General features: G+C 45.2%; 27 protein-coding genes and 1 riboswitch. All 27 genes read left to right on the top strand.

From position 1 onward, the window contains the following. Positions 1-23: 23 nt before the first annotated feature. The 27 genes from AC0NJP_RS10180 (at position 24) to mobB (ending at position 25,832) form a co-directional block, all read left to right on the top strand. Positions 24-182: a hypothetical protein gene (locus AC0NJP_RS10180; RefSeq protein WP_474040270.1), complete on the top strand. Its 159-nt coding sequence runs from the start codon at positions 24-26 to the stop codon at positions 180-182. 92 nt (positions 183-274) lie between these two features. Further along, positions 275-598: a hypothetical protein gene (locus tag AC0NJP_RS10185; RefSeq protein ID WP_474699725.1), complete on the top strand. Its 324-nt coding sequence runs from the start codon at positions 275-277 to the stop codon at positions 596-598. A 104-nt stretch (positions 599-702) separates the two neighbouring features. Then, complete coding sequence (locus AC0NJP_RS10190) at positions 703-861, top strand: hypothetical protein (RefSeq protein WP_474040268.1); 159 nt, start codon at positions 703-705, stop codon at positions 859-861. A gap of 72 nt (positions 862-933) precedes the next feature. Further along, entirely contained in the window at positions 934-1,722 is a 789-nt protein-coding gene (locus tag AC0NJP_RS10195; RefSeq protein ID WP_474040267.1) for a replication initiation protein, read from the top strand. A 217-nt stretch (positions 1,723-1,939) separates the two neighbouring features. After that, a complete protein-coding gene (locus AC0NJP_RS10200) occupies positions 1,940-2,764 on the top strand; it encodes a TIGR04282 family arsenosugar biosynthesis glycosyltransferase (RefSeq protein WP_474699726.1) in 825 nt (274 codons plus the stop codon). 29 nt (positions 2,765-2,793) lie between these two features. Next, on the top strand, positions 2,794-3,927 hold the full coding sequence (locus tag AC0NJP_RS10205; protein WP_474699727.1) for a (Fe-S)-binding protein: 1,134 nt from the start codon (positions 2,794-2,796) through the stop codon (positions 3,925-3,927). Further along, positions 3,917-4,894, top strand: coding sequence for a DUF169 domain-containing protein (locus AC0NJP_RS10210; RefSeq protein ID WP_474040264.1), 978 nt, complete (start codon positions 3,917-3,919; stop codon positions 4,892-4,894). The genes AC0NJP_RS10205 and AC0NJP_RS10210 overlap by 11 nt, the downstream gene beginning before the upstream one ends. A gap of 50 nt (positions 4,895-4,944) precedes the next feature. Continuing rightward, positions 4,945-5,796 carry a TIGR04282 family arsenosugar biosynthesis glycosyltransferase gene (locus AC0NJP_RS10215; protein WP_474699728.1) on the top strand — a complete coding sequence of 284 codons (852 nt, stop codon included), beginning with the start codon at positions 4,945-4,947 and terminating at the stop codon, positions 5,794-5,796. 126 nt (positions 5,797-5,922) lie between these two features. Next, positions 5,923-8,088 (top strand): sigma-54 interaction domain-containing protein, encoded by a 2,166-nt coding sequence (locus AC0NJP_RS10220; protein WP_474040262.1) that lies wholly within the window; start codon positions 5,923-5,925, stop codon positions 8,086-8,088. A gap of 238 nt (positions 8,089-8,326) precedes the next feature. Beyond that, entirely contained in the window at positions 8,327-10,558 is a 2,232-nt protein-coding gene (locus AC0NJP_RS10225) for a molybdopterin-containing oxidoreductase family protein (RefSeq protein ID WP_474699729.1), read from the top strand. A gap of 1 nt (position 10,559) precedes the next feature. Continuing rightward, positions 10,560-11,120, top strand: coding sequence for a 4Fe-4S dicluster domain-containing protein (locus tag AC0NJP_RS10230; protein WP_474040260.1), 561 nt, complete (start codon positions 10,560-10,562; stop codon positions 11,118-11,120). After that, positions 11,120-12,043 (top strand): NrfD/PsrC family molybdoenzyme membrane anchor subunit, encoded by a 924-nt coding sequence (nrfD, locus tag AC0NJP_RS10235; RefSeq protein ID WP_474040258.1) that lies wholly within the window; start codon positions 11,120-11,122, stop codon positions 12,041-12,043. Before AC0NJP_RS10230 ends, nrfD begins: the two co-directional genes overlap by 1 nt. Before the next feature lie 39 nt (positions 12,044-12,082). Continuing rightward, the gene (locus AC0NJP_RS10240) at positions 12,083-13,387 is read left to right on the top strand and encodes a radical SAM protein (protein WP_474699730.1); all 1,305 of its coding nucleotides are present in this window, start codon (positions 12,083-12,085) and stop codon (positions 13,385-13,387) included. Further along, positions 13,384-15,585, top strand: a complete 2,202-nt coding sequence (locus tag AC0NJP_RS10245; RefSeq protein WP_474699731.1) for a molybdopterin-containing oxidoreductase family protein — start codon at positions 13,384-13,386, stop codon at positions 15,583-15,585. Before AC0NJP_RS10240 ends, AC0NJP_RS10245 begins: the two co-directional genes overlap by 4 nt. A gap of 21 nt (positions 15,586-15,606) precedes the next feature. Next, positions 15,607-16,629: a molybdopterin-binding protein gene (locus tag AC0NJP_RS10250; protein ID WP_474699732.1), complete on the top strand. Its 1,023-nt coding sequence runs from the start codon at positions 15,607-15,609 to the stop codon at positions 16,627-16,629. Between the two features lie 267 nt (positions 16,630-16,896). After that, complete coding sequence (locus tag AC0NJP_RS10255; protein WP_474699733.1) at positions 16,897-17,376, top strand: GNAT family N-acetyltransferase; 480 nt, start codon at positions 16,897-16,899, stop codon at positions 17,374-17,376. Beyond that, complete coding sequence (locus AC0NJP_RS10260; protein ID WP_474699734.1) at positions 17,373-18,170, top strand: MBL fold metallo-hydrolase; 798 nt, start codon at positions 17,373-17,375, stop codon at positions 18,168-18,170. Before AC0NJP_RS10255 ends, AC0NJP_RS10260 begins: the two co-directional genes overlap by 4 nt. A 29-nt stretch (positions 18,171-18,199) precedes the next feature. Beyond that, on the top strand, positions 18,200-19,168 hold the full coding sequence (gene arsS, locus AC0NJP_RS10265; RefSeq protein ID WP_474040251.1) for an arsenosugar biosynthesis radical SAM (seleno)protein ArsS: 969 nt from the start codon (positions 18,200-18,202) through the stop codon (positions 19,166-19,168). Then, positions 19,165-19,740, top strand: coding sequence for a flavin reductase family protein (locus tag AC0NJP_RS10270; protein WP_474699735.1), 576 nt, complete (start codon positions 19,165-19,167; stop codon positions 19,738-19,740). Before arsS ends, AC0NJP_RS10270 begins: the two co-directional genes overlap by 4 nt. A 3-nt stretch (positions 19,741-19,743) precedes the next feature. Continuing rightward, positions 19,744-19,872: riboswitch (molybdenum cofactor riboswitch) on the top strand. 82 nt (positions 19,873-19,954) lie between these two features. After that, entirely contained in the window at positions 19,955-20,935 is a 981-nt protein-coding gene (moaA, locus tag AC0NJP_RS10275) for a GTP 3',8-cyclase MoaA (protein WP_474699736.1), read from the top strand. Continuing rightward, positions 20,935-21,435 (top strand): cyclic pyranopterin monophosphate synthase MoaC, encoded by a 501-nt coding sequence (moaC, locus tag AC0NJP_RS10280; protein ID WP_474699737.1) that lies wholly within the window; start codon positions 20,935-20,937, stop codon positions 21,433-21,435. The genes moaA and moaC overlap by 1 nt, the downstream gene beginning before the upstream one ends. Positions 21,436-21,440: 5 nt before the next feature. Continuing rightward, the gene (locus tag AC0NJP_RS10285; RefSeq protein WP_474040246.1) at positions 21,441-21,929 is read left to right on the top strand and encodes a MogA/MoaB family molybdenum cofactor biosynthesis protein; all 489 of its coding nucleotides are present in this window, start codon (positions 21,441-21,443) and stop codon (positions 21,927-21,929) included. A 56-nt stretch (positions 21,930-21,985) separates the two neighbouring features. Next, positions 21,986-22,423, top strand: a complete 438-nt coding sequence (locus tag AC0NJP_RS10290) for an MOSC domain-containing protein (RefSeq protein WP_474040245.1) — start codon at positions 21,986-21,988, stop codon at positions 22,421-22,423. Between the two features lie 38 nt (positions 22,424-22,461). Further along, complete coding sequence (locus AC0NJP_RS10295) at positions 22,462-23,484, top strand: molybdopterin-binding protein (protein WP_474699738.1); 1,023 nt, start codon at positions 22,462-22,464, stop codon at positions 23,482-23,484. An 11-nt stretch (positions 23,485-23,495) separates the two neighbouring features. After that, positions 23,496-24,710 (top strand): molybdopterin molybdotransferase MoeA, encoded by a 1,215-nt coding sequence (locus AC0NJP_RS10300; RefSeq protein WP_474699739.1) that lies wholly within the window; start codon positions 23,496-23,498, stop codon positions 24,708-24,710. Continuing rightward, positions 24,707-25,372 (top strand): molybdenum cofactor guanylyltransferase, encoded by a 666-nt coding sequence (gene mobA / locus AC0NJP_RS10305; RefSeq protein WP_474699767.1) that lies wholly within the window; start codon positions 24,707-24,709, stop codon positions 25,370-25,372. The genes AC0NJP_RS10300 and mobA overlap by 4 nt, the downstream gene beginning before the upstream one ends. Then, positions 25,320-25,832 (top strand): molybdopterin-guanine dinucleotide biosynthesis protein B, encoded by a 513-nt coding sequence (mobB, locus tag AC0NJP_RS10310; RefSeq protein WP_474699740.1) that lies wholly within the window; start codon positions 25,320-25,322, stop codon positions 25,830-25,832. Before mobA ends, mobB begins: the two co-directional genes overlap by 53 nt. Positions 25,833-25,875 lie beyond the last annotated feature (43 nt).

Genomic DNA, 25,875 nt, shown 5'->3' on the forward strand with positions numbered 1-25,875 from the left:
GAATATATAAGGAGATGACTGTGATGAGTGAAGAAAAGAAAAATGTTGAAGAAGTTGTAAAACCAAAACGGAAAATTGAAAAACCGCTTAATCCCTTAGCGCAGAAGCCAGGACAAAAATACGGATCTACACAGTTTGAAAAAGAAAAAACTTATAAAGAACAACTGAAGACAGAAGAATAAATTCTAACGCGAAAAGCGGCCAAACCTAAAATGAATGGCAAGGCTGCTTTCGCTTTTATAGCACGAAAAGAGAAAGGATGGTTGAGCAGAACATGATTTCTAAACAAATTGGCGATGTTAACCTAACTGTAACGATGGCTGAAAATCTACAGAAAGATCTTACTCTGCAAGGCATAAATCCCGGTGAAATCTATCGGCTCATTTTCAATTTTGCTGAGCAACTGCTTGTAGTAAAAAATGATACAGAATTAGTACTGACAAATGATGAAACAGGGGCGCAGATTATCCTTGCTGTACAGTGGGAGTCGCAGGAAAAAGTTACGATGAAGGTCATTGATACAGTTCGTGTCGGCGGTCGGCCCGAGCGGCAATTTGATTTGGCGCCTAAATTAGAGGAAGCGGCTACTTGCCAGTAATCGGTTTGGGTTGGACTATTTTGGCATGATTATTGCTTTAAATAAATGTGGTCGTGGTTATAAATAGAAATCACGCTATATTATGAATCGAGGAGGAATATAACATGTGTTTTAGACCAGCAGGTGTTGCTAAAAATCAAATATGTCCCAAATGTGGGAAAAAGCTAGTCCCGATTGGCGGAGTTATGCAGAAAAAATGTCCTTTCTGTAAAACAGACCTGACTAATCTTGGCGAAACGAAAGAAGAAGCGCCGAAAGAATAAGTATGTTGTTTGTTTTGGGGGATTTGTCAGCAGGTCGATTTTTCGTTAGAATAGGTTCATGAGGTGATGCTCGTGAATGAAAATGAGGCCGCTGCAGGCTTTTTTCAGAGTGAATGCAGTAGTTTGAAAAAGAGTGAGATTTTGCGTTGGAACGACTTGGTTGTCTACCGCGATTCGCTTACGGAAATACAGGTCAAAATGATTGGAGCTGTATTTGCCTGTCACAATAAAGAACAGAATCCGGCTGGCGAATATTCGGTACCTGCCTCTGAGCTTCTGGGCCTTTCTCCCAACGGTGATGAGCAAAAAGAAGCGTGGCTTTTGGCAGAATTAGCCAAAGTGTTGAAAAAAGGTGTTCTTCTTTATGAGAAAACTGAGCAGAGTATGTGTTACACTTTGTGGTTTCAGAAGATTGAATGGCGCAAAGAACAGATTGTTTTCCAATTTACCGAAAAAATGTTGCCGCTTATTTTGCAGGTTTCGCTGGAGGAGAAAGAAAGTGAATTTGCCAGAAAACTACAATACAAGGGAAAACATACGCTGGCTGTCTTTCAGATTATCTGGCCGGAGCAGTCAAAGGGAGTTGTTGAATTAACAATTCAAGAGCTGATGCGGCGACTGCAGCTGGAAAATACGCGGTACTCTTACGGTCAGTTGCGGCTTCGCGTGTTGGAGCCGGCTTTTGAAGAGATCTATGCATGGGATCCAGCAATTTTTGTGCGGTTCGGTCCGACCTTTTCGGGACGTCGCGTCGAGGGAGTCTGGTTTGAAGTGATTACGGGCGACAAGGCTGTTAAACTGCGCCAGGAAAAACCATCATTTTCCGTTTTGCTTCCCGAAGAAAAAATGCAGCAGTTATGAATCGTTTTTTTATCTATTAGCTTGTGTCAAAATGATACAAAAGCACAGAACTTTCTCAAATAAGGACAGAAAAATAAAAACGATCTCCAACTTTTCGAAAGAAAGATCCTGATTCTAAAACGGATCTTTCTTTTATTTTTTGGCATGAACTTTGCATAATTAACTTAAAGATAGCGTTGGCTTTACAGAAAAACGACGTTAATTGGGAGGAATTACGATGCGTAATGCAATTGTTGTATTTTCTAAAGTTCCGCAAATGAGCAAGACAAAAACCCGTTTGACAACACGAAAAGGAGGCATTTTGACTGATGAAGAAGCCATAGCTTTTTATGAAGGCTCTGTGGTTGATGTAATTAATGTTTGTATTGCTGCCCAATGCGGCGATGTGTGGATCTGCCACGATAAGGACGGAGATGAGGCGGTTCTAGATCGTTTACTAGCTAAGGTGAGTCAGCGATCGGCGATAAAAGGAATTTTTTCTGATCAGGGCGGCAGTTTTGATGCTTGCATGCAGTATGCGACTGAACATATGTTACTGGGAACAGAAGCTTTGGCTGACAGTATTATGATCGTTGGCGGCGATATTCCTAGTATTCAGCCGTATATGCTGCAATCTGCTTATCGTAAAATGGAAAAGCTCGCAGCGAGTGAAGCAGGCTTACAGGCGGCGCAGGCAGCTGGTTATTCCTGCGATAGTTTTGGCGCAGCTTTGGTGGAGGGCGCTTGTCAGGAAGGTGGATTTTCCATTGTCGGGTTTACCGCAAAAACTCCTTTTGATTTTTATAAAGTCTTTTATAATATGTCAGGGGTCACAGCTCTTGATATGCTCGTGGACAAGGCGCGGGAACGGAAGATACCGCTTGCTACGGTAGAAATGGCACCTGATGTTGATATCCCTATTGATTTAGCCAGTATGATACCCATGTTGCGAGCATTGCAATTATCGGCCCAATATGATGATACGGTGTTGGTTCCGCGCCATACGATTCATATTGTGGAGAAAATCGGTTTGCAAAGTATGACGACTCCGACGCAGCGGTAAAGGTCTTTTACAGGAAGGATCTGAATAGTATGTCAAAAGACGATTCTATAGACAGGTTGCTATCACAGTGCGTCGAGTGTGGCATGTGTCAGGATCAATGTTTTTTATTGCAGGAGAGTGGCCAGTCACCGCTAGCTATGGCGAGAAGAGGGATTACGCTAGAAGAGGCTCGGAGTTGTTTCTTTTGCGGTGCCTGTGAAACGGCCTGCCCTCAGTCGCTCAGTCCTAGTGCCTTGTTTCTAGCCAGACGCCAAGAAGGTATTCTTGCTGGTGAAATAATCGATAGCGAGTACATATATATGCTGCCTGATCGCAAGAATCACTTGGCAAAAGCGTATCGTTCGTATTATCAGGTTGATTACAGCGATATTTCTTATCGAGAAAATTGTGGCGAAAAGCGGTGCTTTTTCCCAGGCTGCACTCTAATGACCTATTCATCGGCTCTTACACGTGAAATTTGGCGGCAGTTACAAGCACAGGGATCTCCTGCGGGTTTGTGGGAGGAATGCTGTGGCAAGCTTTTGGTTCAGGTTGGTTTAAATGATCGTGTCGAGCAGTTTCATCAGAGACTGCGGGATTTTGTGAAGAGAAATGAAATCCAGGAAGTGATTGCTGCTTGTCCTGGTTGTTACTATGAATTGCGTGATGTTTTTGCTGGAATGGGTGTTACCGTAAAAACTGTTTATGAAGTTCTTACTTTTGGGCGGCGCGATGACGACAAGAAGCTATATACAATTCATGATTCTTGTCCAGATCGGCAGGAAGGAGTTTTTGCTAAGCAAGTTAGGAATGCTTTACGAGCAAACGGTTTTCGTTGTGCCGAGATGCCGCATCATGGACAAGAGACTATTTGCTGTGGCAGCGGTGGTCAGGTATCGCATTTTCGACCGGAACGAGTTGCAGAGCTTGTGCAGCAAAGGCAACAGGAAGCGGCAGCTTTGCAGGCGGATACAATTCTTGCTTATTGTCTTAGTTGTGTATTAAAGTACGATACTGCATTAGCCACTGTGCCAGTTATGCATGTCTTGGCGTTGCTACTAGGAGTAGATGAAGATTATCATGGTGGTAAGAACCGCCTCGAAACGATGTTTAGCAACAGTGATGGCAAAGCGCGATGGGAACAGTTATTTGCAGATGAAGGGGATAATAAACATGACAAATAAAGAACTAGTTGCACGATTTCGTGAAATTTTAACATTGCGGTGGTCACCTGTTGCCGTAAAGCTGCTGAAAGACGGTGAGGCTGTTCCTGCCGGAGTAATGGAACCGGCTGTGCCGCTGCGTCATTGTCAATCCATTAATCTAGCGCGGCGCGGCAATGGACTCTATATGCCGCCTAGCCGACACGCTTGCCCCGACGGTGCTGCCATTATGGGATTGATTCCTATGGCGCCGAAATTACGGTCTGGGGAGTTATATTTGTTGTTTAAAAAGCTTCCTAATATTGAATGCGCCCAAAAGATGATTGCTTCGCGGCCGGAATTTGATGCCGGTACTTATAGTGCTTCGGTTATTGCACCGCTAGAAGCAGCGGAATTTGAACCAGATGTAGTTATTTTTACTCTCTATCCCGAGCAGATGATGTGGCTTTGTTGTGCATCAAGTTATGGCAGTGGCGAACGCCATATTTTTCATACTTCCGGTTATAATTCGACTTGTGCTGATTTAACAGTGCAAGTAATGAAAAGCCAAAAAATGAATATATCCTTTGGCTGTTATGGGGCCAGGGCTATTACTGATTTAAATGATTTTGAAGCTTATCTTTCTGTGCCTTTTAAACAAATGGAGTCACTTGCCGAATCTTTGCAGAAACTTTCGCTTAAAAGCATACCGGAGGCGCGCAACAAGATCTATATGCCACCTGTAATTAGAAGCAGTTCGGCAGTATCTGCGGCAACGGGAGCGTATCGTGTTACGATAACTGTTGATGATAGTCGCTGCAATGGTTGTGGTCTCTGTGAGGCCTTTTGTCCTGAAGAGGTTATGAGAGTAAAATCGAATTCTGCTGGTAATGGTTCTATTGCCTTTGCGTCGACAGACAAGAAATGCTGCGCTTGCTATACCTGTGTTGGACAATGTCCACAAAAGGCGATCCGAATTGAGGTGAATCAGGAAGAAATTTTGGACTGAGCAGGCACGATGAAAGATACGCAAATATCAGGAGAAATGGTGGGATAGCCATGAAAAATGGAATTCTTGTTTTTACGAAAGTACCTGAGGCAGGCAAAACAAAAACACGGTTAACCATAGAAAAAGGCGGGATTTTCACGGCGAAAGAAGCGAAAATGTTTTATGAACACTGTCTTCTTGATGTAGTGGAACATTGTTTGGCCGCGCAATGCGGCGATGTGTATCTTTGCTATAATCAAGATGGGGATCGCGGTTACTTAGAACAGATACTAGGAAAAATTGCTGCTTTCGATTCTATTGCAGGGATCTTTCCCGATCAGGGCGGTGATTTTAATGAAGTGATGCAATACGGCGCCGATTATTTGCTTGGCCGAGGGCAGGGCCCGCATCGAACAGACAGTATTTTAATTGTTGGCGGCGATATGCCTGTACTACAGCCCGTTGTTCTGCAAAATGCGGCGAGGGAACTGTATCGTCTAGCGCAATCAGAAGCCGGGATGCGTTGTGCCTCGCTTCATTCAGGCCAACAGGAAGAAGTTGGCGCTGCGCTCGTGGAATCAGCTGATCAGGCTGGAGGATTTAATGTAATTGCTTATACGCGGACAACGCCGTTTCGCTTTACCAATCTGTTCTATGATCGAAATGGCGGAACCGTTCTTGATCTTGTTATTAGAAAAGTTAAAGAAAATAAGATTCCCCTGGGGATGGTAGAAATGGTGCCGGATATTGATTTACCGGAAGACTTGGGCGGGATGCTGCCAGTTATGCATACGATGCAGACTGCGTCGTTGTATAGTCAGGATATTTTATCACCTCGCTGGACGATTGATTCCTTACAGAAACTGCAAATAGAAGCCTTTGCAGAGGTTCCCGAAGAAGAAGTGGGCGAATCACCGAAGTGAAATTACAGAATAATAAAAATTTTACAATTGATATATTAGTTAATTTATTTTATACTGAATTTGGTAGAGTGTTGCAGGCCCGGTTTACGTCCGGTTCTTATCAGTAAGAATTAGGAGGACTTTACGGTGGCTAGTTTCAATCAGATTTACCCTGTATCGACAAAGCATTCCGAGCAAGTACCTGAGGCGAAAGAACGCGTAGCATGGGAACGTTGGCAGAACATTTTGCAGTATAAGCAAAAGTTTTTTCAAAATCAGGAGACCGATGCTTGCCCGAAAGATTTTATGAATCAAGAGGTATTTGATTCTTGGATTCGTTCGCGCAGCTTAGGGGTCGATCCTTATTCGATTGTAAAGCACGCTAATTTGGCACAGGCTAATTTGGAAGAGTTGCTGCAAAAATATCATTTATTGATTCATATTACGAATTCGGTTATCGAAAATATAAAGGATAAACTTATTGCCTGTGGCGATATTCTGTATTTATTTGATAAGAGTCGTGTAGCTTTGCTAAGTGAAGGGAACTGGGAAGCTGTTCAGCTGTTTCAAGAAAAAAACTCGCGCCTTGGTATTGTTTCCGATGAACATTCGGAGGGGACGACGGCCCATGAACTGTGTATTCGTCTAGGAAAACCAGTTCAATTGCTGGGGCCCGAACATTACTGTATCGCCTTTCAAGACTGTATTTCTTCTGCTGCTCCTATTCGTGATGAGAATAATGAAGTGACAGCGGTACTTGTTCTGCTCAATTCCCCGTTTACGGAAGAGATTGATAAAGAAGTACTAGAAAAAACTTGTTTTCATAGTTTTGGTATTGTTGCGTCGCTGGCGTCCAGTATTGAAACACAGTATAAAGTCGCTAAAATGGTTTGTGGTGCCGCTAAAGATCAGGAGAAAGACAGTATTTCGGGCTGGGATTTCTCTTTTACGATGGCGCGAATGACGGCGGCTCATCATGCGTTGCTTACTATGATGGCTATGACGAACGAAGGCATTGTTGTTACGGATCGCCAAGGGAAAATTCTGCATGTTAACGCTCGGGGGCTGTCACTGTTCAATCTTCCGGAATCAAATATGGTTGGTATGAATATTGCGGTTTTCTTTCAGCAGGTGCCTTCACTCATTCCGGCGATTGAAAAAGGTGAAACAGTTACGATAGAAGGAACTATCGGGAGCGGCAGCAATCGACAAGTATGGCAGATTTCTGTAATGGCTGAGATGAATTCCTATACGCAACAGCGTGATATTGTTGTTGTTATGCTTTCGCCAGTGGAGAAGAGCGTTACTGGTATCGTGAAAGGCGGACGTAGAGGCGTTGCTCTGACCGATACGGCGTTTGAACACTTGATCGGTGAAAGCAACAAACTGAAAAAAAGTATTGCTATGGCCCGACAATTTTCTTGTATGGGAGAAAGTATTTTGCTTACTGGCGAAAGCGGCACGGGTAAAGAGCTGTTTGCTAAGGCGATACATCAGATGTATCGGCCGCAGGGACCCTTTATTGCTGTTAACTGCGCAGCTATGCCCGCTCAGCTTATCGAAAGCGAAATGTTTGGCTATGAAGGCGGTAGTTTTACGGGCGCTGAACGAAGCGGACGGCCTGGTAAAATTGAGCTAGCTCATGGCGGGACGCTTTTTCTTGATGAGATCGGCGATATGCCGCTTGAACTGCAGGCTGTATTGCTGCGAACGCTGGAAGATAAGCAAGTTATGCGTATTGGCGGACGTTACTATAAGCAGGTCGATTTTCGACTGATTTCAGCTACCAATAAGAACTTATATCAGATGGTACAAGAAAATAAATTTCGCGGTGATTTATTCTTTCGATTGTCTGTGTTGCCAATCAATATTCCTCCTTTGCGCGAGCGCGGTAACGATATTGCAACTTTAAGTCAGTATTTTGTAGAGAATTACTGCTTGAAGAATGGCTGGAAGATTCCCCAGATCAGTTTGTCAGCTCAGAAGATTATTGAGCAATACACTTGGCCTGGTAATGTGCGGCAGTTGCAAAATGCGATGATTTATTCGGTTAATATGTGTTCTGACGGTATAATTAAGCCGGACAACCTGCCTTATTATATTCCGCTGGAGGCTTGTGCCCAGGAACAAGGCGGGAGAAGCGACAGCAGCGAATCGATTGGCGAGATTCTGTGTTTAGAAAAGCTAGAGAAAAACGCGATAGAAACAGCTTTGAATTATACGAATAAGTGTGTGCCAAGTGCGGCGGAAATTCTAGGAATCAGTCGATCCACGTTGTATCGGAAGTTAAAAGAATATCATATTGGCTATTGAACGGTGAAAAAGATTCGGCAGATGTTGTCGGGTCTTTTTTTATCCTACATTTAGAAAATGCGTGTCATTTTGATACAAGAAGACGTGAGGTTTGGTGAGCTCTGATCCTTTTCTGCCTTGAAAACAAGCTGAATGTTTATAAAATAACAATGGCATGGTTATTGCATAAATTAACGATAACGGCAAATGAAGATCATTTCGTGCGCTGTAATGTCAGGAAGGAGGCAATAGGGAGAATATGATTGATATGACGGAAGAAGGAATAGAAGTTAAGAAATCTTGCTGCTATTTTTGTCATCAAAATTGCGGTGTACTAGCTTATGTAAAAGACGGAAAAGTGCTTGATATTGAAGGGGATTCTGATTTTCCGACCAACCAAGGCGGTTTGTGTTGCCGGGGAAATATTGCTATGCAGCATCTTGATCATCCGGATCGGGTCAATTACCCTTTGAAACGGGTTGGTAAGCGGGGCGATGGTCAATGGCAGCGCATTTCCTGGGATCAAGCACTTGATGAAATTTCCGCAAAACTTTCAGAAATCCGTGATTCTTTCGGTGCTGAAGCGGTTGCTACGGCTGGCGGCACGCAGAGAACAGACGACTGGGCAAGACGGAGGTTTATGAATTTGTTCGGTAGTCCTAATGGATTTCATAATTCTCATCTTTGCTGGATTCCCACGTTCATGGTAGAAACCGCTATTTATGGCTGGTGTCCTTTTGATTTGGATCTTGACAGCAGTCGCTGTCTCGTTTTATGGGGGCAAAACCCCGGGGCGTCAGGTATGCCGGAAATGCATCATATTATGGATCTGAAAGCAAAAGGTTTGAAACTGATTGTGATTGATCCGCGCTATACAGAAACGGCGGCAAAAGCCGATATGTGGCTTCCCATACGACCTGGATCAGACTTGGCTCTGGCGCTTGCCTGGCTGAATGTTATTATTTTTGAAGGGCTCTTTGATCCGGAATTTGTTGATGAATGGTGCGAAGGCTTTGGTGAACTGGCCGATCATATTGAAGAGTATACGCCGGAGTGGGCAGAACCGCTGACTTGGATTAGCGCTGATAAGATTAGGGAAAGCGCGCACATGTATGCGATGAATAAACCAGGCAATATTCAATGGGGAACGTCGATTGACCAGATCGGCCGACCAGCTGGGGCAGCCATGCAGGCACGGGCTTTGCTGCGGGCTATTACCGGTAATCTGGATGTGCCAGGATCAGACCTTTTGACAGGGCCGAGTCCTGAATTTGTTACGGATGAGGAAATGGAAGCGAATGATAAGCTGCCTGATGGACAGAAAGCGAAGCAGATTGGTTCGGATCAGTTCCGCCTGATTACTTGGCCGGGATATAGCCGGATTGCTGAGCTGACAAAAGAAGTATGGGGCAAGGCGCCAACGGCTGAATGGATGTGTGAGGCTCATCCGCCCTCTGTATTCAAGGCTATATTGACAGAAAAGCCCTATCCCGTAAAAGCCTTACTTGTTTCGGCAACAAACCCAATCAATTCCTATGGTGATTCGAATCTAACGTTGGAAGCCTTAAAAGCTGTTGATTTTCTTGTAACTTGTGACTACTGGCTGACACCGACGGCCATGCTGTCTGATTATGTGCTGCCGATTGCCGGAGCGTTGGAACGGCCGACGATTACAAGTTCTTATGGCTGCGCCGACTTCCTACTTGCATCACAACGGGCCATTCAGCCAATGTATGAACGACGCAATGATTATAATTTCTGGCGTGATCTAGGTCTGCACCTTGGGCAAGATGGGATGTGGCCATGGGAAACCGTGGAAGATGCTTATTACAGTAAAATTGAACCACTAGGCTATGGCGTAAAAAACTATGACGAATTCGTAGAAAATTACCGTTTCCATTTCCCCGAACGGGAATATCAAAAATATAAACGGATCGGTTTTGCCACGCCGTCAAAAAAGGTAGAGCTTTATTCAACGGTACTAAAAGATCTAGGTTATCCGCCACTGCCAACCTATGTTGGTCCATCAGAAAATGAATTAGATGATCCGGAGATTGCCGACGAGTACCCGCTGGTGTTAACGACAGGCGGCGGATTTATGCCTTACCATCACTCGGAACATTTCCAGATTAAGGAGCTCCGTTTCTTGCGTCATGAGCCCTATATGGATATCAATCCGATTACAGCCGAAAAACTAGCAATTCATGATGGCGACTGGGTATGGATTGAAACGAAACGAGGTCGTATCAAACAAAAGGCAAATCTGACACAAAGCATTGATCCCCGGGTCGTATTCGTACAGCGCGGCTGGTGGTATCCGGAGCGCGATATGAATGCGCCAGAACTTGGCGGCTGTATGGAATCCAATGCGAATGTTTTGACAAGTGTGAATGATGATGACTGTGATCCTTTTAGCGGCGCCTGGGCCAACCGTGGGCTGCTCTGTAAGGTATATAAAGTGACTGCAGCTAATGCAAAGGAGGCGAAGTGAGATGACGCGTTATGCTATGGTGATTGATACGCGACGTTGTATCGGTTGCCATTCTTGTACCGTTGCCTGTAAGGTTCATAACCATCTCCCCCTTGATATGATCTATAATCCGGTTACGACGATTGGGCCTACTGGTGTATTTCCTGATGTGCATATGGTGCATCTGCCACTTTTATGCATGCATTGCGGCAACTCTCCCTGTGTTGACGCTTGTCCGACGGGGGCATCGCAGCAAAATGACGACGGTATTGTTTTTGTGGAAGAGAAAAAGTGCATTAGTTGTAAGGCTTGCGTGATGGCTTGCCCTTACGGTGCGCGAGTTTCCAATCATGAAAAAGGGACTGTGCAAAAATGTGACTTTTGTAAAGATCGCATTTATGCGGGATTACTGCCGCATTGCGTGAAAACCTGTCACCAGAAGGCGAGAATTTTTGGTGATCTTGATGATCCGTCTAGTGAAGTATATAAGCTAGTTCATTCCAATCATCCAGTACGATTATTGGGAGAACTGGGAACAGAGCCCTATGTATTTTATATTTGTGATTCGGAGGTGAAGCTCTGATGAGTCAGAAGCATGATATTTGGGGATGGATGCTGGCTGTTGATATTTTTCTTGCTGGCATGGGCGGCGGAATGCTCGTGATTATAGGAGTCCTTGATTTGTTTGTGGGAGAAGGACGGACTTCTTTGCTTGCTAATGTATTAGCGCCTGTAGTGATTGGTCTGGGGTCGGCTATGCTGATTCTCGAACTAGGAAGACCGTTCCAGGCCTTACGGGTATTTATGAATCCTAAAGCAATCCTGACAGTTGGTGCTTGGTGTATGTCTTTTGCGATTACTTTCGGACTGATTTATGCGTCATTTGGTTTTGATTTCTTTTACTGGAGCAATTGGGCGCTTATTCGTAAGATTTTTGCGATCCTTTGTGCCGTCAGTGGTCTTGTTGTTGCCACGTATCCCGGGGTTTTACTCGCACGGCACAAAGGTCGGCCGTTCTGGCATGGGCCTGGCATAATGGTTTTATTCGTTCTTTCGTCTTTTGTAACCGGATTGGCAGCCCATATTCTGTGCGGTCTAGTAATTCCGCCAGCTACACTGACTGATGCGCTGTCCGTATTTCCGACGATTGCCGCAGTATTGCTCTTTTTTCAATTGCTGTTTTGGCTGGGCTATGTGGCTGTTAAAAAGAGCGGCGGTCAGGCGGCGGAAACTGTGGCGGCCCAGCGTTGGCTGAAGGGGGATTTTTCCCTGTGGTTTAAAGGCGGATTCCTGTTTGTTGGTACGCTTGTGCCGCTGATTCTATTACTGTCTGATTCAATGAACCTGCGAGCAGCTGGAGCTGCTTTAACGCTCTTTGGCGGTATAACCATGCGTATGTTGGTTATTTATGGTGGTAAAGACCGCACTTGGCTGCCAGGAGAAGTATTGTATCGGTCTCGTCTGCCCAAAGGTGATGAGGCCTTTATTAAAGCTTGGAACAAGTAATAAAGCTAATATCTACCCATTGAGTTAGGAGTGAGCCATGTGCAATTATCTAAGCCGAAGCAACAAACCAACCTGATTGATACGACTAAGAGTGTCTGCCCTGTTTGTTTGAAGGTAATTGCAGCACAGATTACTACGCGTGATCAGGCTGTCTATATGGAAAAAGAATGTCCGGAGCACGGCGCTTTTGAGTCTTATTTATGGCCTGATGCCGAGCACTATCGTTGGATGAGCAGTTTTCACTTTCCTTATATAAAACCGCAAACTGTTCGACCGTCAACGGGCCGCTGCCTTGAAGACTGCGGCCTATGTGAAACACACCGCCGTCGTCCGACTTTGGTTGAATTTGAAACGACTCACCGTTGTAATTTGCGCTGTCCTGTCTGCTTCATGGCGGCTGGGGAAGAGGCTTGCGTAAAAGATAAGGAGTACTCTTTGCCAGTACTGAAAGGCATGTTTGAAACGGTAAGAGATCAAGTCGGTTTTGATGTTAGTATTCAACTCACTGGCGGTGAACCAACAGTACGGCCTGATTTGCCTGATATTGTAGCATTAGGAAGAAGCGTTGGATTTTCAGCGATTGAAATCAATACTAACGGCCTGGTTATTGCCGAAGATGAGGCTTATTTAGCCAAGCTTGCTGCGGCGGGGATCAGTGGCGTGTACTTGCAGTTTGACGGAATGAACGGCTCTTTATATAAAACAATCCGCGGTCGTGACCTTTTGGCAAAAAAAATGCAAGCGATTGCCAATTGTCGACGCCAGGGAGTTCAGGTGGTATTAGCGATGACCGTTATTGCCGGCATCAACGATGATCACGTTGGAGCTGTCTTGAAATTTGCATTGGAAAATAATGATGTGATTGCTGGTGTAGCTTATCAGCCTGCTTTTGGTTCAGGCCGTTTTGATGTGGCGCCAGTGCGGCGCTTGACAATTGGCGACGTAGCCCATATGTTGGAACAACAAAGTGACGGTATTGTCAAAGCAAATGATTTTTGGCCGTTGGGCTGTTCCCATCCTCTATGTGATGCGGCAACTTATCTTGTGGAACAGGATGGGGCTATTGTTTCACTTACGAGTATGATTACGCCCCAAACCTATCAAGCGGCTTTTGATCCGTCCAGTCCGCAAGGGGCGGTATTTCCTGATATTGCGCAAGCCTTATTTCCTGAGATACAACGTGGATTGTCAGTCGTTATGATGAATTTTATGGATGCGGATATTCTTGATTTGAAAAAAATACAGGAATGCAGCATGACCGTTATGGGGCCTGATGGCCATATTATTCCTTTTTGCGTGTATCAGTTGACAAATAAAGAGGGAAAAAGGAAGAATGAGTTATGACGAGTCAACCGAATGATCTAGAGGCAGTCAATTTGGTCAAAACGAATTGTCGTTTCTGCGGTTATCAGTGCGGGCTGTTGGCTGATGTGAAAAATGGTAAAGTGAAAAGTGTTAGACCGGATCCCACGCAGTATCCTGGTGATGAAAGCATTCAGCGCGGTTGCTCGCGCTGGCGGTTGGCGCCGCAATTTATTGATCATCCGGAGCGGATTAATTATCCACTGAAACGCGTGGGGGAGCGGGGCAGCGGCCAATGGCAGCGAGTATCGTGGGATGAGGCTCTTGGCGAAATTGCACAAAAGCTGGAAGAACTGAAAAATCGCTATGGACCGGAAATGCTGGCAACATGCATTGGTGGCCCTCATGCTATATATTGGCCTTTACATCGGTTTATGAATTTATTTGGCAGTCCCAATAATATGGGAATTGGCCAGATTTGTTGGAACCCAGGAACCTGGATCAATACCGTTTTATTTGGCTGGCCTATTGAAAGTGAACTTGATCCGGCAAAAACGAATTGTCTGGTTGTGTGGGGAATGAATCCTGCTGAATCAGATAATTCACTGCTATGGCGAGAGATGATTCATTTTCGTAAAACAGGTAAGCCCTTCATTGTTGTTGATCCGCGAAAAACTCGCGCCGCGCAGCTCGCGCAGTTATGGCTGCCTGTACGACCGGGAACTGATGCAATTCTGGTATTAGGGCTATTGCATGTAATTATTAAGGAAAAACTCTATGATCAAGCTTTTGTGGAAAATTGGTGCCATGGCTTTAGCGAGCTAGTTCAGCATGTTTCGGCCTATACGCCAGCAAATGTGGCCGAAAAAACTGGTGTTGAGGTTGAGCTGATTATAAAAGCGGCTCGCTTGTATGCGAAAAATGGTCCAGCCACACTCTTTTCGGGGAGAGGAATTGATCAGATTGGCTGCAATAGTGTACCGACCCATCATGGCCTAGCACTGTTGAAAGCCATTACAGGAAATATTGATCGTGATGGGGCTTCGCATATTCATGAAATGCCCGATTTTATTCCAGAATTAGATCTGGAACTGAGTGAAAATCTTCCTGATTCTGTGCGGCAAAAGCAGCTCAATTCGTTTTTACTGCAGTCTTATAAGGGGTATGATCGGGTTCGGGAGCTGACGATGCGCCATAATAAGCGGCTGCCGCTACGCTATCTGACATCGGCACAGCCCAATCTAGTCTGGAACGCGATCATCACAGGCAAACCTTATCCGATACGGTCGCTTGTGGTTATGGCAACGAATCCTTTGTTGACGCAGGCTGATACGCACTTAGTCTATAAGGCTTTAAAAAAGCTTGATCTATTGGTGTGTCTCGAACTATTTCAAACGCCAACAGCTATGCTGGCTGATTTTATCCTGCCAAGTGCGGGAGCGCTGGAGCGTCCCTTGTTTGAGACGAAAGCAGGTACGGCCAATATTGCTTACGGCGGTCAAAAAGCAGTGGCGCCGTATTATGAACGGCGTACAGACTATGCTTTTTGGCGGGAACTCGGATTGCGTCTAGGGCAGGAAGGTCAATGGCCTTGGGAAAGTTTAGAAGATACATTAGAAGATATTTTAGCGCCAACGGGATTTACGTGGCAGGATTTTTGCGAGTCCGGTCTATATTATCCCGAAGAAGATCACCAAAAATATGAACGGATTGACAGCCAGACTGGTAAGCCTGTTGGTTTTGCTACGATGACTGGCAAGGTAGAATTGTATAGCGAGCTTTTGAAAGCAATTGGCGGTGATCCACTGCCCAAAGTCCGACTAGGCCGCGATAAAGCTAAATTTCCGCTGCAACTGATTACCGGTGCTCGGTTTCAGCCTTATTATGCATCAAGTTTTCGGCAATTTGATGCTTTGCGCAAGCTCCATCCTGCACCGCTTATCGAAATGAGTCCCGCTACGGCCAAACAGCTGGGGGTAAGTGATGGAATTCCTGTATGGGTGGAAACAGAAAGAGGAAAAGCACGTTTTATTGTCAAAATTATTACGATGTGCGATGGCGTTGTGAGCGTAGAATATGGTTGGTGGTATCCAGAAATGGCCAAAGCAGAGCCTACGCTAAGCGGGCTTTGGATTGCCAATGCCAATATTTTGACTCAGGCCGATGCAGAAGCGGCGGATCCATTGACAGGAACCTCGGTATATAACGGGATTCCTTGCCGAGTCTGGTCCGTTGACTAGAGTGACGCAGGAGGGATCCGTATGAGCTTACGTAAAGTAAATGCGGAAGATGCAGTGGGAATGGTTTTAGGACGGAATTTGACGAGTCCTATTTCTGGCTATGGCGGCGAAGTACTGAAAAAAGGTCATGTTATTTGTGCCGAAGATGTTCCTTATTTAAAGAAAATAGGCAGTGATCCTATTTTCCTGTTAGATTTATTGCCTGGACAAATTCATGAAGAAGATGCGATTGTTCGGATTGCTGAATCTGTCTGCGGTGAAAATGTTGTTATGACTGAGCCGAAAGATGGACGGATTAATATTATTGCCGATAGTGACGGGTTGCTGAAAATCAATCGCACTGCAGTGACCGCGATTAATATGGTCGAGCATGCCGTTGTGTCAACGCGTCATGACAATATACTGGTAAAACGCGGCGAATTGTTGGCCGGAATCAAGGTAGTGCCTCTTGTTGTGAATGAAACAATGGTTCTTTCGGTCGAAAGTATCGCTGGTCAATACAATGGAATTATTTCTGTGAAATCGCTGCGCAATCTGAATGTTGGCGCGATCATTACAGGCAATGAAGTATATTATGGCCGGATTAAAGACCGTTATGCACCGATTTTTGCCGAAAAAGTGGCGGGGTATGGGGCAACGCTTGTCGATATTGTGTATCAGCCCGATGATCGTGAGGCGATCAAGCAAACCATTCTTGACTATAAAGAGCGCGGGGTAGACATTATTATTGCTACAGGCGGTATGTCTATTGATCCGAGCGATGTGACGCCTGACGCAATTCGCTCTACAGGAGCGCAGGTTGTTACGTATGGAACACCAGTACTGCCAGGTGCTATGTTTATGCTGGCTTACCATGGCGATACGGTGATTATGGGCATGCCTGGCTGTGGCATGTATGCTAAAATTACTATTTTTGATCTTGTTTTTCCACGAATTTTGGCCGGAGAATGGATGTCAAAACTTGATTTTGCGGAACTCGGTTATGGCGGCCTTTGTTTGCAGTGCAATACTTGTACCTATCCTGTTTGTCCTTTTGGTAAATAACAAGTATGAACAATAAAATAGATAACAACAAGGAAGGATCGTTTGATAAAAGCGATTCTTCCTTGTTGTTTATCTCATTGTGTCAAAATGGGAATCGGAAAAACTAAATCGCAAAATGAAACGAAAAGAGAAGAGCTTTTCTGCCAAAGTCCCCCTATTCCTGCTGTTGGGACATTGGCACAAAACTTGCTAAAGTATAAATGGACGAAACATTCAAATTTTTTACTGGAAGAACTTATAACAAGAAAGGAGCTCAGGAGTTGCGAGATGACACCTACGATTACCTTTGCTCAGGAAAGTGACGAAGCTGCACTAAGAAATCTCTTTTTATCATATCAAATGGATATAGCGGGGCCCGCGGAATTTCATGTCGTTGTGAGGAAGGGCGATAAAATAGCGGCAGGTGCTATGGTTGTACCGACTGAAGTGGTGGGGGAATTCCACTTAGCTGTTTTTGCTGTTGAACCAGGCTGGCAAGGAAAACGCTTAGGAGCGAGCTTTCTTCAAGCGTTGATCAAAAATCCAGCCCGTTACTGTTATGATTTTTCCGAAGCAACGCCGGAAGTGTTTCGGGTTACGACTGTTGCAAAGGGGAGTGTCGTTGGCTTTTATGAAAAATACGGTTTTATTGTGAGTGATTTTTCTAAGCTCGCTTATCCCTTTGACTGTCAGTGCCAATTCTGTTGTTCGCAAGACGAATGTCGGCCTGTAGCTATGCTTGCGGAAAGGATGCGGAAAAAGCTATGAAAGAAATTGTAAATCATTTCATGATATTAGGATCAGGTTGTGGCCCTGGTGTTCCTTCGTTTTTTTGTTCTTGCGCGGAATGTAGAGCAGCTAAGGAAAAGCGAGCACTTAGAAGAACACGCAGCAGTGCTCTGGTGCAGAGTGGTGACTATCGGATTTTGATTGATGTTTCACCAGATATCAGACAACAGCTTATTGACCATGATATCGATTCATTTGATGAAGTGTGGATTACTCATTGGCATTATGACCACTTTGGCGGCTTAGGGGAGCTGGAGTATTATATACGACTCAAACGAAAAAGCAAGGTTCTGTTGCGGCTGCCGCCTAGCGCTGTACAGGAATGTCAGGCAACGTTTCCTCAGTTGAACGATATTATTCAGATAGAACCATGGGTTTTTGAACAACCAGTTGACTTTGGCGATATACAGATCATGACTCTTCCAGCTGAACATGGCATAGAAACGGCAGGCATACTTTTGACTTCACCCAAAGGAGCGATTGCCTACTTTACCGATACAGCCGGATTGCCGAGTGTAACAGAGAAATATGTAAAAGGAGTACAATGGCTTATCTGTGATGCAACTTTTTATGGCGACAACTGGTATCCTAAGTCGCATATGTCAGTTGATCAGGCTATTTTATTGGGCGAAAAAATGCAGGTTGAACATACTGTCTTGACCCATTTGTCTATGCATTATGCTCAAGCGATTTCTACTCAGGAATTAGAAACTGTTTTGCAAAAGTACAATACAGTAAGTATTGCCTATGATGGTCGCAGCTTTGCCTTGTAATAATTGATGATGGAAAACAGGAGGACACTATGGAGGATTTTACAGCGTATATACAGGAGGCAAAAATGCCTTTAACTCGTTCCGAACTTCACAGTTTACAGATCAATGTCGGTTATATGTGTAATTTGCACTGCAACCATTGTCATGTGGACGCTGGCCCGCAGCGAGAGGAAATGATGGGGCCTGATGTACTCAGTGATTGTATGGCCTTTGTCAGACGGACTCGGATTTCTCATATTGATATTACTGGCGGTGCGCCTGAACTGAATCCGCAGTTGCCTTATCTCATACTAGGATTGCGCAAGCTGCCTTCGGTTAAAACGATTACCGTACGGAGTAACCTGACGCTCTTGGAACATAAAAAGTATTCCTATTTAAGATCGTTTTTCCGGGAGCAGCAAGTAGGTATTATTGCATCTTTGCCTTGTTATACAGCTGAAAACGTCGAAGCACAGCGTGGCGCCGGGGTTTATGATTCTAGTATCCGCGTGTTACAAAAGCTTAATAAAATTGGTTATGGAACAGAACCGAATCTTACGCTGGATTTAGTATACAATCCAGGAGGCCCTGTATTGCCAGGGCCACAGGCGGAGTTGGAAGCGGATTATAAACGCATCCTCTGGGAAAATTTTGCGATCCAGTTCAATCATTTGTTTACGATCACGAATGTGCCAGTCGGCCGTTTTCGTCAGCACTTGGAGCAGGAGGGGGAACTGGATTCGTATATTAAGATGCAGGCCAATCATTTTAATGAAAAAAACCTGGAGAAAGTCATGTGTTGCAGCCAAGTGAGTGTAGATTGGCAGGGGCGTTTGTATGATTGTGATTTCAATCAGGCACTCCAACTGCCGATTCCTGGCATCGCTACTGTGGCTGAGGCAACAGCGCAGGATGTGCTGGGAAAAGCCGTTTGTGTTGGAGAACACTGTTTTTCCTGCGTAGCGGGCGCTGGCAGCAGCTGTCAGGGATCATTAGCTGAGGCGGCAGTCGGGGAATGAAAAAGCGGTTGGGGCCTTCACTATTACCGTTTCCGTCACCAGTATGGCTCATTGGTACCTATGACGAGCTGGATCGTCCTAATGTGATGCCCCTTTCCTGGGGAGGTATCTGCTGTTCTGAGCCGCCTTGTCTTGCTATTTCGGTGAAAAAAGAACGTTATACTTATGAAAATATACGCAAACAAGAAGCTTTTACAGTTAATATTGTTTCAACTATGCAGATGGTGCAGGCTGATTATATGGGAATGCACTCAGGGCGAGAGGAAGACAAGTGCATGGCTTTAGGCTGGCAGGCAGTATCCGGCGTTTTGGTTCATGCGCCAGTTTTTGCACAAGCGCTTGTAGTATTTGAATGTCACGTTCGCTGTCAACTGGAACTAGGATCACACTGGCAGTTTATCGGTGAAATTTTAGAGGTTCACGCTGAGGAAGCAGTGCTTGATGAACAGAATGCAGTGCGTATGGCAAGCGTTTCACCGCTAATAAGCAGTGCTATTGACAGGAAGTATTATAAGTTGGGAGCGACAATTGGCAGCACCTATGCGGCAGGAAGCAAATGGAATAAATCCTAGATGATAAATATATATCTCCGAGCCGTGCGATCTAAAGTTCGCCAGGATTGCACGGCCTGGGCTCACAGCCCGCAAGGTAACCGGAGAAATCCGGCTGCCTCCTGTTTGGAAAGGAGACGCATAAGAAAACTTTAAGAGAGTTTTCGTACGTTTCCTGTATGAAAGTTCTTTTAAAGTTTTTGTCTTTATTTAAAGGAGAAGGGTGGGGACTCGGATGAAAGATAGTTTTGGCCGAGAAATTGACTATTTGCGTATTTCTGTTACGGATCGCTGCAACCTGCGCTGCCGCTACTGTATGCCCGAAGAAGGCGTTGATAATATTGGACATTATGGCGTTTTATCGTTGGAGCAGATTGAACGGATCGTTGTTTTAGCTGCTGGTCTTGGTATTTGCAAGGTGCGTTTTACCGGTGGAGAGCCGCTCGTTCGTAAAGATATTACAAAGCTAATCAGGGCAACAGCAGAACAGGCGCAAATTGAAGACATTGGTCTTACAACAAATGGCGTTCTGTTTACGGCTATGGCTAGAGAATTAAAAGCAGCAGGGCTTACTCGGGTAAATTTCAGTTTAGATAGTCTTAAAGAGGACTGTTTTCACTATATTACCCGTCGGGGACATGTTGGTGATGTGACAAAAGCAATTGAAACCGCTCTGAAACTAGACATGAATCCTGTCAAGATCAATGTCGTTGTAATGAAGGGGATCAATGATCAGGAAATTGCTGATTTTGCCAGACTTGCTTTTAGATTGCCGCTTCATGTTCGATTTATCGAGTTTATGCCTGTAGGTGATTTGCCTTTTTATCAACAAGATCGCCTGATGGGTGTTGATGAAGTAAAGGAAATTATTGAGCAAGACTACAAGCTTCTTTCAACTTCGCTGGTACGAGGCGGTGGACCGGCGAAAAGCTATAATCTTGAAGGCGGCAAGGGGTCGGTAGGTTTTATCAGTCCGATGAGCCATCATTTTTGCCAAGAATGCAATCGGATTCGAATGACGGCTGATGGTAAGATTAGAGGCTGCCTTTTCGGGAAAAAAGAAATTAATGTACAACTAGCGTTGCAAAATGGTCTCAATGATGAAAAAATCACAGAGCTGTTGCGAAAAGCTATTTTGGAAAAGCCCAACAGGCATCATATGGCAGAAGGCTGGGGGGCCGACAATGAACGAAAAATGTATCAAATTGGAGGCTAATGATGGAATTTACGCATTTTAATACAGAAGGACGGGCTCGCATGGTCGATGTGAGCGCTAAGGACGATACGGTTCGAGTGGCTGTTGCCAGGGCTGTTGTAAAAATGCAAGCGGAAACCTTGCAGAAAATTGCGGCAGGAACCATGAAAAAAGGTGATGTTTTAGGTGTTGCACAGGTTGCCGGAATTATGGGCGCCAAGCAGACGTCGTCCCTGATACCGATGTGTCATCCGCTGTTTTTATCATCTGTTGATATTTCCTTTCAACTTGAGCCGGAAGAATCACAAATTGTAATTCTTTGCGAAGCGAAAACAACTGGTAAGACTGGCGTGGAGATGGAGGCTATTAGCGGCGCGTCCATTGCGGCGCTTACAATTTATGATATGAGTAAGGCCGTAGATCGCTGGATGACTATTACTAATATTGGCCTGCTAGAAAAACAGGGCGGGAAAAGCGGTCATGTACGGCGCAATGAAATTGATAGTGGTAAAGGGGACTGACATTTATGCATACACTAGGCATTTTGATTTTAAGTGATAAAGGGTCGCGGGGAGAGAGAGAAGATGGCAGTGGTCAGGAAATACAAAGGCTGCTAGAAAAAAACTACAAAGTTATCTATTATGAAATTATTCCTGACGAACAAGCCTTAATTGAAGAAAAAATGCGTTACATTTGTGATGAAGTAGGTGTTGAGTTGCTTTTGACGTCAGGCGGAACCGGTTTTTCCAACCGTGATGTAACGCCTGAGGCGACAAAGGCAGTTATTACGAAAGAGGCGCCAGGCATTGCTGAGGCGATTCGTTTTTACGGATTGCAAAAAACGCCAAAAGCGATGTTATCTCGTGCGGTTTCCGGTATACGCAATAAAACGTTGATTATTAATTTGCCTGGTAGTGTGAAAGGCGTTAGAGAGTCTTTGGAGGCTATCATGGGGCCGCTTGACCATGGCCTGGATATTTTGATAGGCGCTGCAGCAGAGTGCGGCCAAGGTTGATCGAGACCTAGGACTTAAAAATAAAATAGAATTGAAGAATCATGAGGAGGAGAATAATGATGGCAAAAGTATTAGCAGTTAATATTAGCAGAGAAAAGGGAGTTCCGAAAGAAGCAATTGACCAGGGACATTTTCTGACAGAACATGGTCTGGAAGGAGATGCTCATGCTGGTAAATGGCATAGACAGGTTAGTTTGCTAGGAATAGAAAGTGTTCATAAAATGGAAGCAATGGGGTTAAGTGAACTGGCCACAGGCAGCTTTGCTGAAAATATTACAACAGAAGGGATTACTCTGTTTGAGCTTCCCGTAGGAACGCGGCTGAAAGTCGGCAGCACCGTTATGGAAGTTACGCAGATCGGCAAAGAATGTCATGGCGGTTGTGCGATTCGCCAACAGGTCGGTGACTGCATTATGCCGCGAGAAGGGATTTTTACTAAAATGATTACTTCCGGGTGGATTCAGGCTGGCGATCTGATTGAAATTATGGAATAATTGCTGGAAGGCCAAAAGCGCGGAAAGGGATGAAGACCATGGAGATGATTAGAGTAGAAGAAGCTGTTGGCTCGGTTTTGTGTCATGATATAACCAAAATTGTTCCCGGCGAGTATAAAGGAAGAGCTTTTAAAAAAGGGCACGTAATTACTGAAGCCGATGTGCCTGAGTTACTAAGTATAGGTAAAGAACACATTTATGTATGGTTGCCGCAAGAAGGCTTGCTGCATGAAAATGACGCAGGGATTCGCTTGGCGAAAGCGGTAGCCGCGCCCGGACTTTTTCTAACTGAGCCCCATGAAGGTAAGGTCAATCTTGTTGCTGAAGAAGACGGCATTTGCGTGATTGACGAAGAGACGCTCGTGCAGATCAATACGATAGAAGATATGATTGTAGCGACACGCAGCAATTATCGTCCTGTGAAAAAAGGCGATACAATTGCTTCAGTCCGTGTTGTACCGCTCATGATGGAAGAGGAAAAAATTCGGCAGGCTGAAGCGATTGGCGCTCGAGACCCGGTTATTACCGTCAAGCCTTTTAGACCTCGCAGGGCTGGCATTGTTACAACAGGCAGTGAAGTATATCATGGACGGATCGAAGATAAATTTGGTCCTGTTGTAAAGCAGAAGGTGGAAAACTATGGCTGTGAAGTGATTCGTCAGTGCATTGTTTCTGATCAGGCCGAAGAGATTACTCGATCAATTCATCAACTGATTGCCGAGGGAGCAGAGCTGATTTTGACAACTGGCGGCATGTCAGTAGATCCTGATGATGTGACGCCGCTGGGAATCCGTAATTCAGGGGCGAAGATTGTTACTTATGGAGCGCCCGTATTACCAGGAGCTATGCTTATGGTTGCTTATTTAGGAGATGTTCCTATTCTAGGTTTGCCCGGGTGTGTTATGTATAGTAAGACAACGGTATTTGATCTGGTTTTACCGCTTGTAATAGCCAATGAGACGATTACTCGTTCCATGATCGTAAAATGGGGTTTAGGCGGCTTATGTTTGAAGTGTGAAACTTGCCATTATCCTGTCTGTTCGTTTGGTACAGGTGTATAGGAGGCGTTGGTATGCAGCGTAATATTTTGCTAGAGGCAGCTAGAGATTTGCTGCTCGAACAGGCCGTACCTACTGGACCAGAGAAAGTTTCTCTGCTGCGAGCCAACGGGCGGATTTTGGCGCAAAAAATAGTGTCCGAGCAACAAGTACCACCTTTTAATCGGTCTCCCCTTGATGGCTATGCCGTAAGAGCTGCTGATACGAAGGGAGCAAACGCTGCCGCGCCAGCAATTTTGACGGTTGTGGAAGAAATTCGAGCGGGATTTGTGGCAGTAAAACAAGTAGGCGAAGGTATGGCCATTAAGCTGATGACTGGAGCGCCTATTCCTGCTGGCGCCGATGCCGTCATTAAATTTGAAGATATAACAAGAGTGAAAGATAAGATTTTTATTGCCGAGGAATTGCAGCCTCACAGTAATATTGTTCCTGCCGGTGAAGATGTACAGATTGGGGATCCGATCGGTCAGCCAGGCGAGATCGTGACAGCACCGCTGATCGGACTCTTTGCGGCTGTGGGCCTTGATTCAGTTTTAGCCTATCGGCCGGTACGTGTTGCTTTAATCAGCACAGGCGATGAACTTGTCGAGCCAGGCTGCTCCTTGGCAAAAGGGAAGATCTATAACAGTAACTTACATTGTCTGGGGGCTCGTTGTTTGGAAATTGGGGCGGAGCCTCAGTACAAAGGAATTGCCGACGATGATCTTGGAGCCATTGTCAGTTTGCTGGAGCCTGCCGCCAGTGAGGCTGATCTGGTGATAACGACAGGTGGCGTTTCTGTGGGCGATTTTGATCTTGTTCCCAAGGCGCTGGAGACAGTTGGCGCCACCACTTTATTCCATCGTATTCGGATAAAGCCAGGATCGCCGATGATTGCGGCGAAAAAAGATCAGACTTTGTTTATTGGTTTGTCGGGGAATCCTGCGGCAGCTTTTATTACTTTTGAACTTATTGTTGTGCCGCTGATTAAAAAGATGATGGGACAGCAGGCATTTATGCTGCCTTCGATCGAAGCGACACTGCTTAATAGTTTTTCCAAGGCAAGTAATCAGCGGCGTTTTTTGCGGGGCATGTTGCAGCGCGATAGAGACGGAAATCAGATCATGCTGGCAGAAAGCCAGAGTAATGGTACGATGAAATCGATGATTGGCTGCGATGTACTTGTTGATGTACCTGCAGGTAGTGAGCCGCTTGCCAGTGGGCAGACTGTGAAAGCGTGGCTAATATGATTGCTGCCAGCGGTATTATTTTGGCTGGCGGCCGCAGTTCGCGTATGGGGCAGGATAAGACCTTTTTAAAGATTAATGGACGGACACTTCTCGAAACAGTTCTTGTTACCATGCAAGCTGTTGTGGATGATATTATTATTGCTAGTAATCAAAGGAATAAGTATGGGATCGACGGCGTGAGAGAAGTGCCTGATCAGTATGCAGGCAAAGGACCGCTAGGCGGGATTCATGCGGGGCTGCTTGCCGCAAAACATGAGTATTCTTTGATTGTTTCTGCCGATATGCCCTTTGTTACGGCCCCGCTACTACAGTATCTTCTGTTGTGTCAAAATTCCTGTGACAGTGTTGTTCCCCTTGTCGGCGGTCGGCGGGAGCCTTTGTGCGCTGTTTACTCGAAAAGCTGTATTCCTTCGATTGAAGCCTGTCTCGAACAGGATCAAAGAAAGGTACAGGCTTTATATGAGCGAATATCTGTACGCGAAGTGGCTGCTGCGGAACTTGAACCCTTTGGTGATTGGCGCGAGCTGTTTTTTAATATGAATACGCCGGAAGATTATCGAAGTGCCAAAGAAGGCAGTCAAATTTTAGATCCCGAAGGGAGTAAAAATCATGGAGGCAGTGATACCAGTTATATCGATTGTGGCGAGATCCGGCACAGGTAAGACTACTTTATTGGAACAGGTTGTTCGGGAGCTGAAAGCGGACGAAATTCGGGTTGCCGTGATTAAGCATGATGCGCACGACTTTTCGATGGATTGTCCCGGAAAAGATACTTGGCGGTTTGCGGAAGCCGGCGCCGATATTGTAGCCATTGCATCGCCAAAAAAAATGGCGATGATTGAATATGGCGGATATGAAAAGACGCTTGATGAGATAATCGCCAAGATCTCTGGTGTGGACTTGATTGTGACTGAAGGCTATAAGTACAGAGATAAACCAAAAATCGAAGTCGTTCGAGCGGCTGTTTCCAGCCAGTTGCTATCTAATCCCCAAGAGTTACTGGGGATTGTCAGTGACTTAGCGTGGGATGTAGGCGTACCTTGTTACAAACTTGACGATTACCAAGGCGTTGCGAAATTAATCGAGGAATACTGTGAGAGTTTTATGAAGCGTTCTTCTTGAATATTTTAGTAAAAGGCATCATATTTATAAAAATATTCATAGA

This window comes from Pelorhabdus sp. sgz311002 (genome assembly GCF_056134285.1).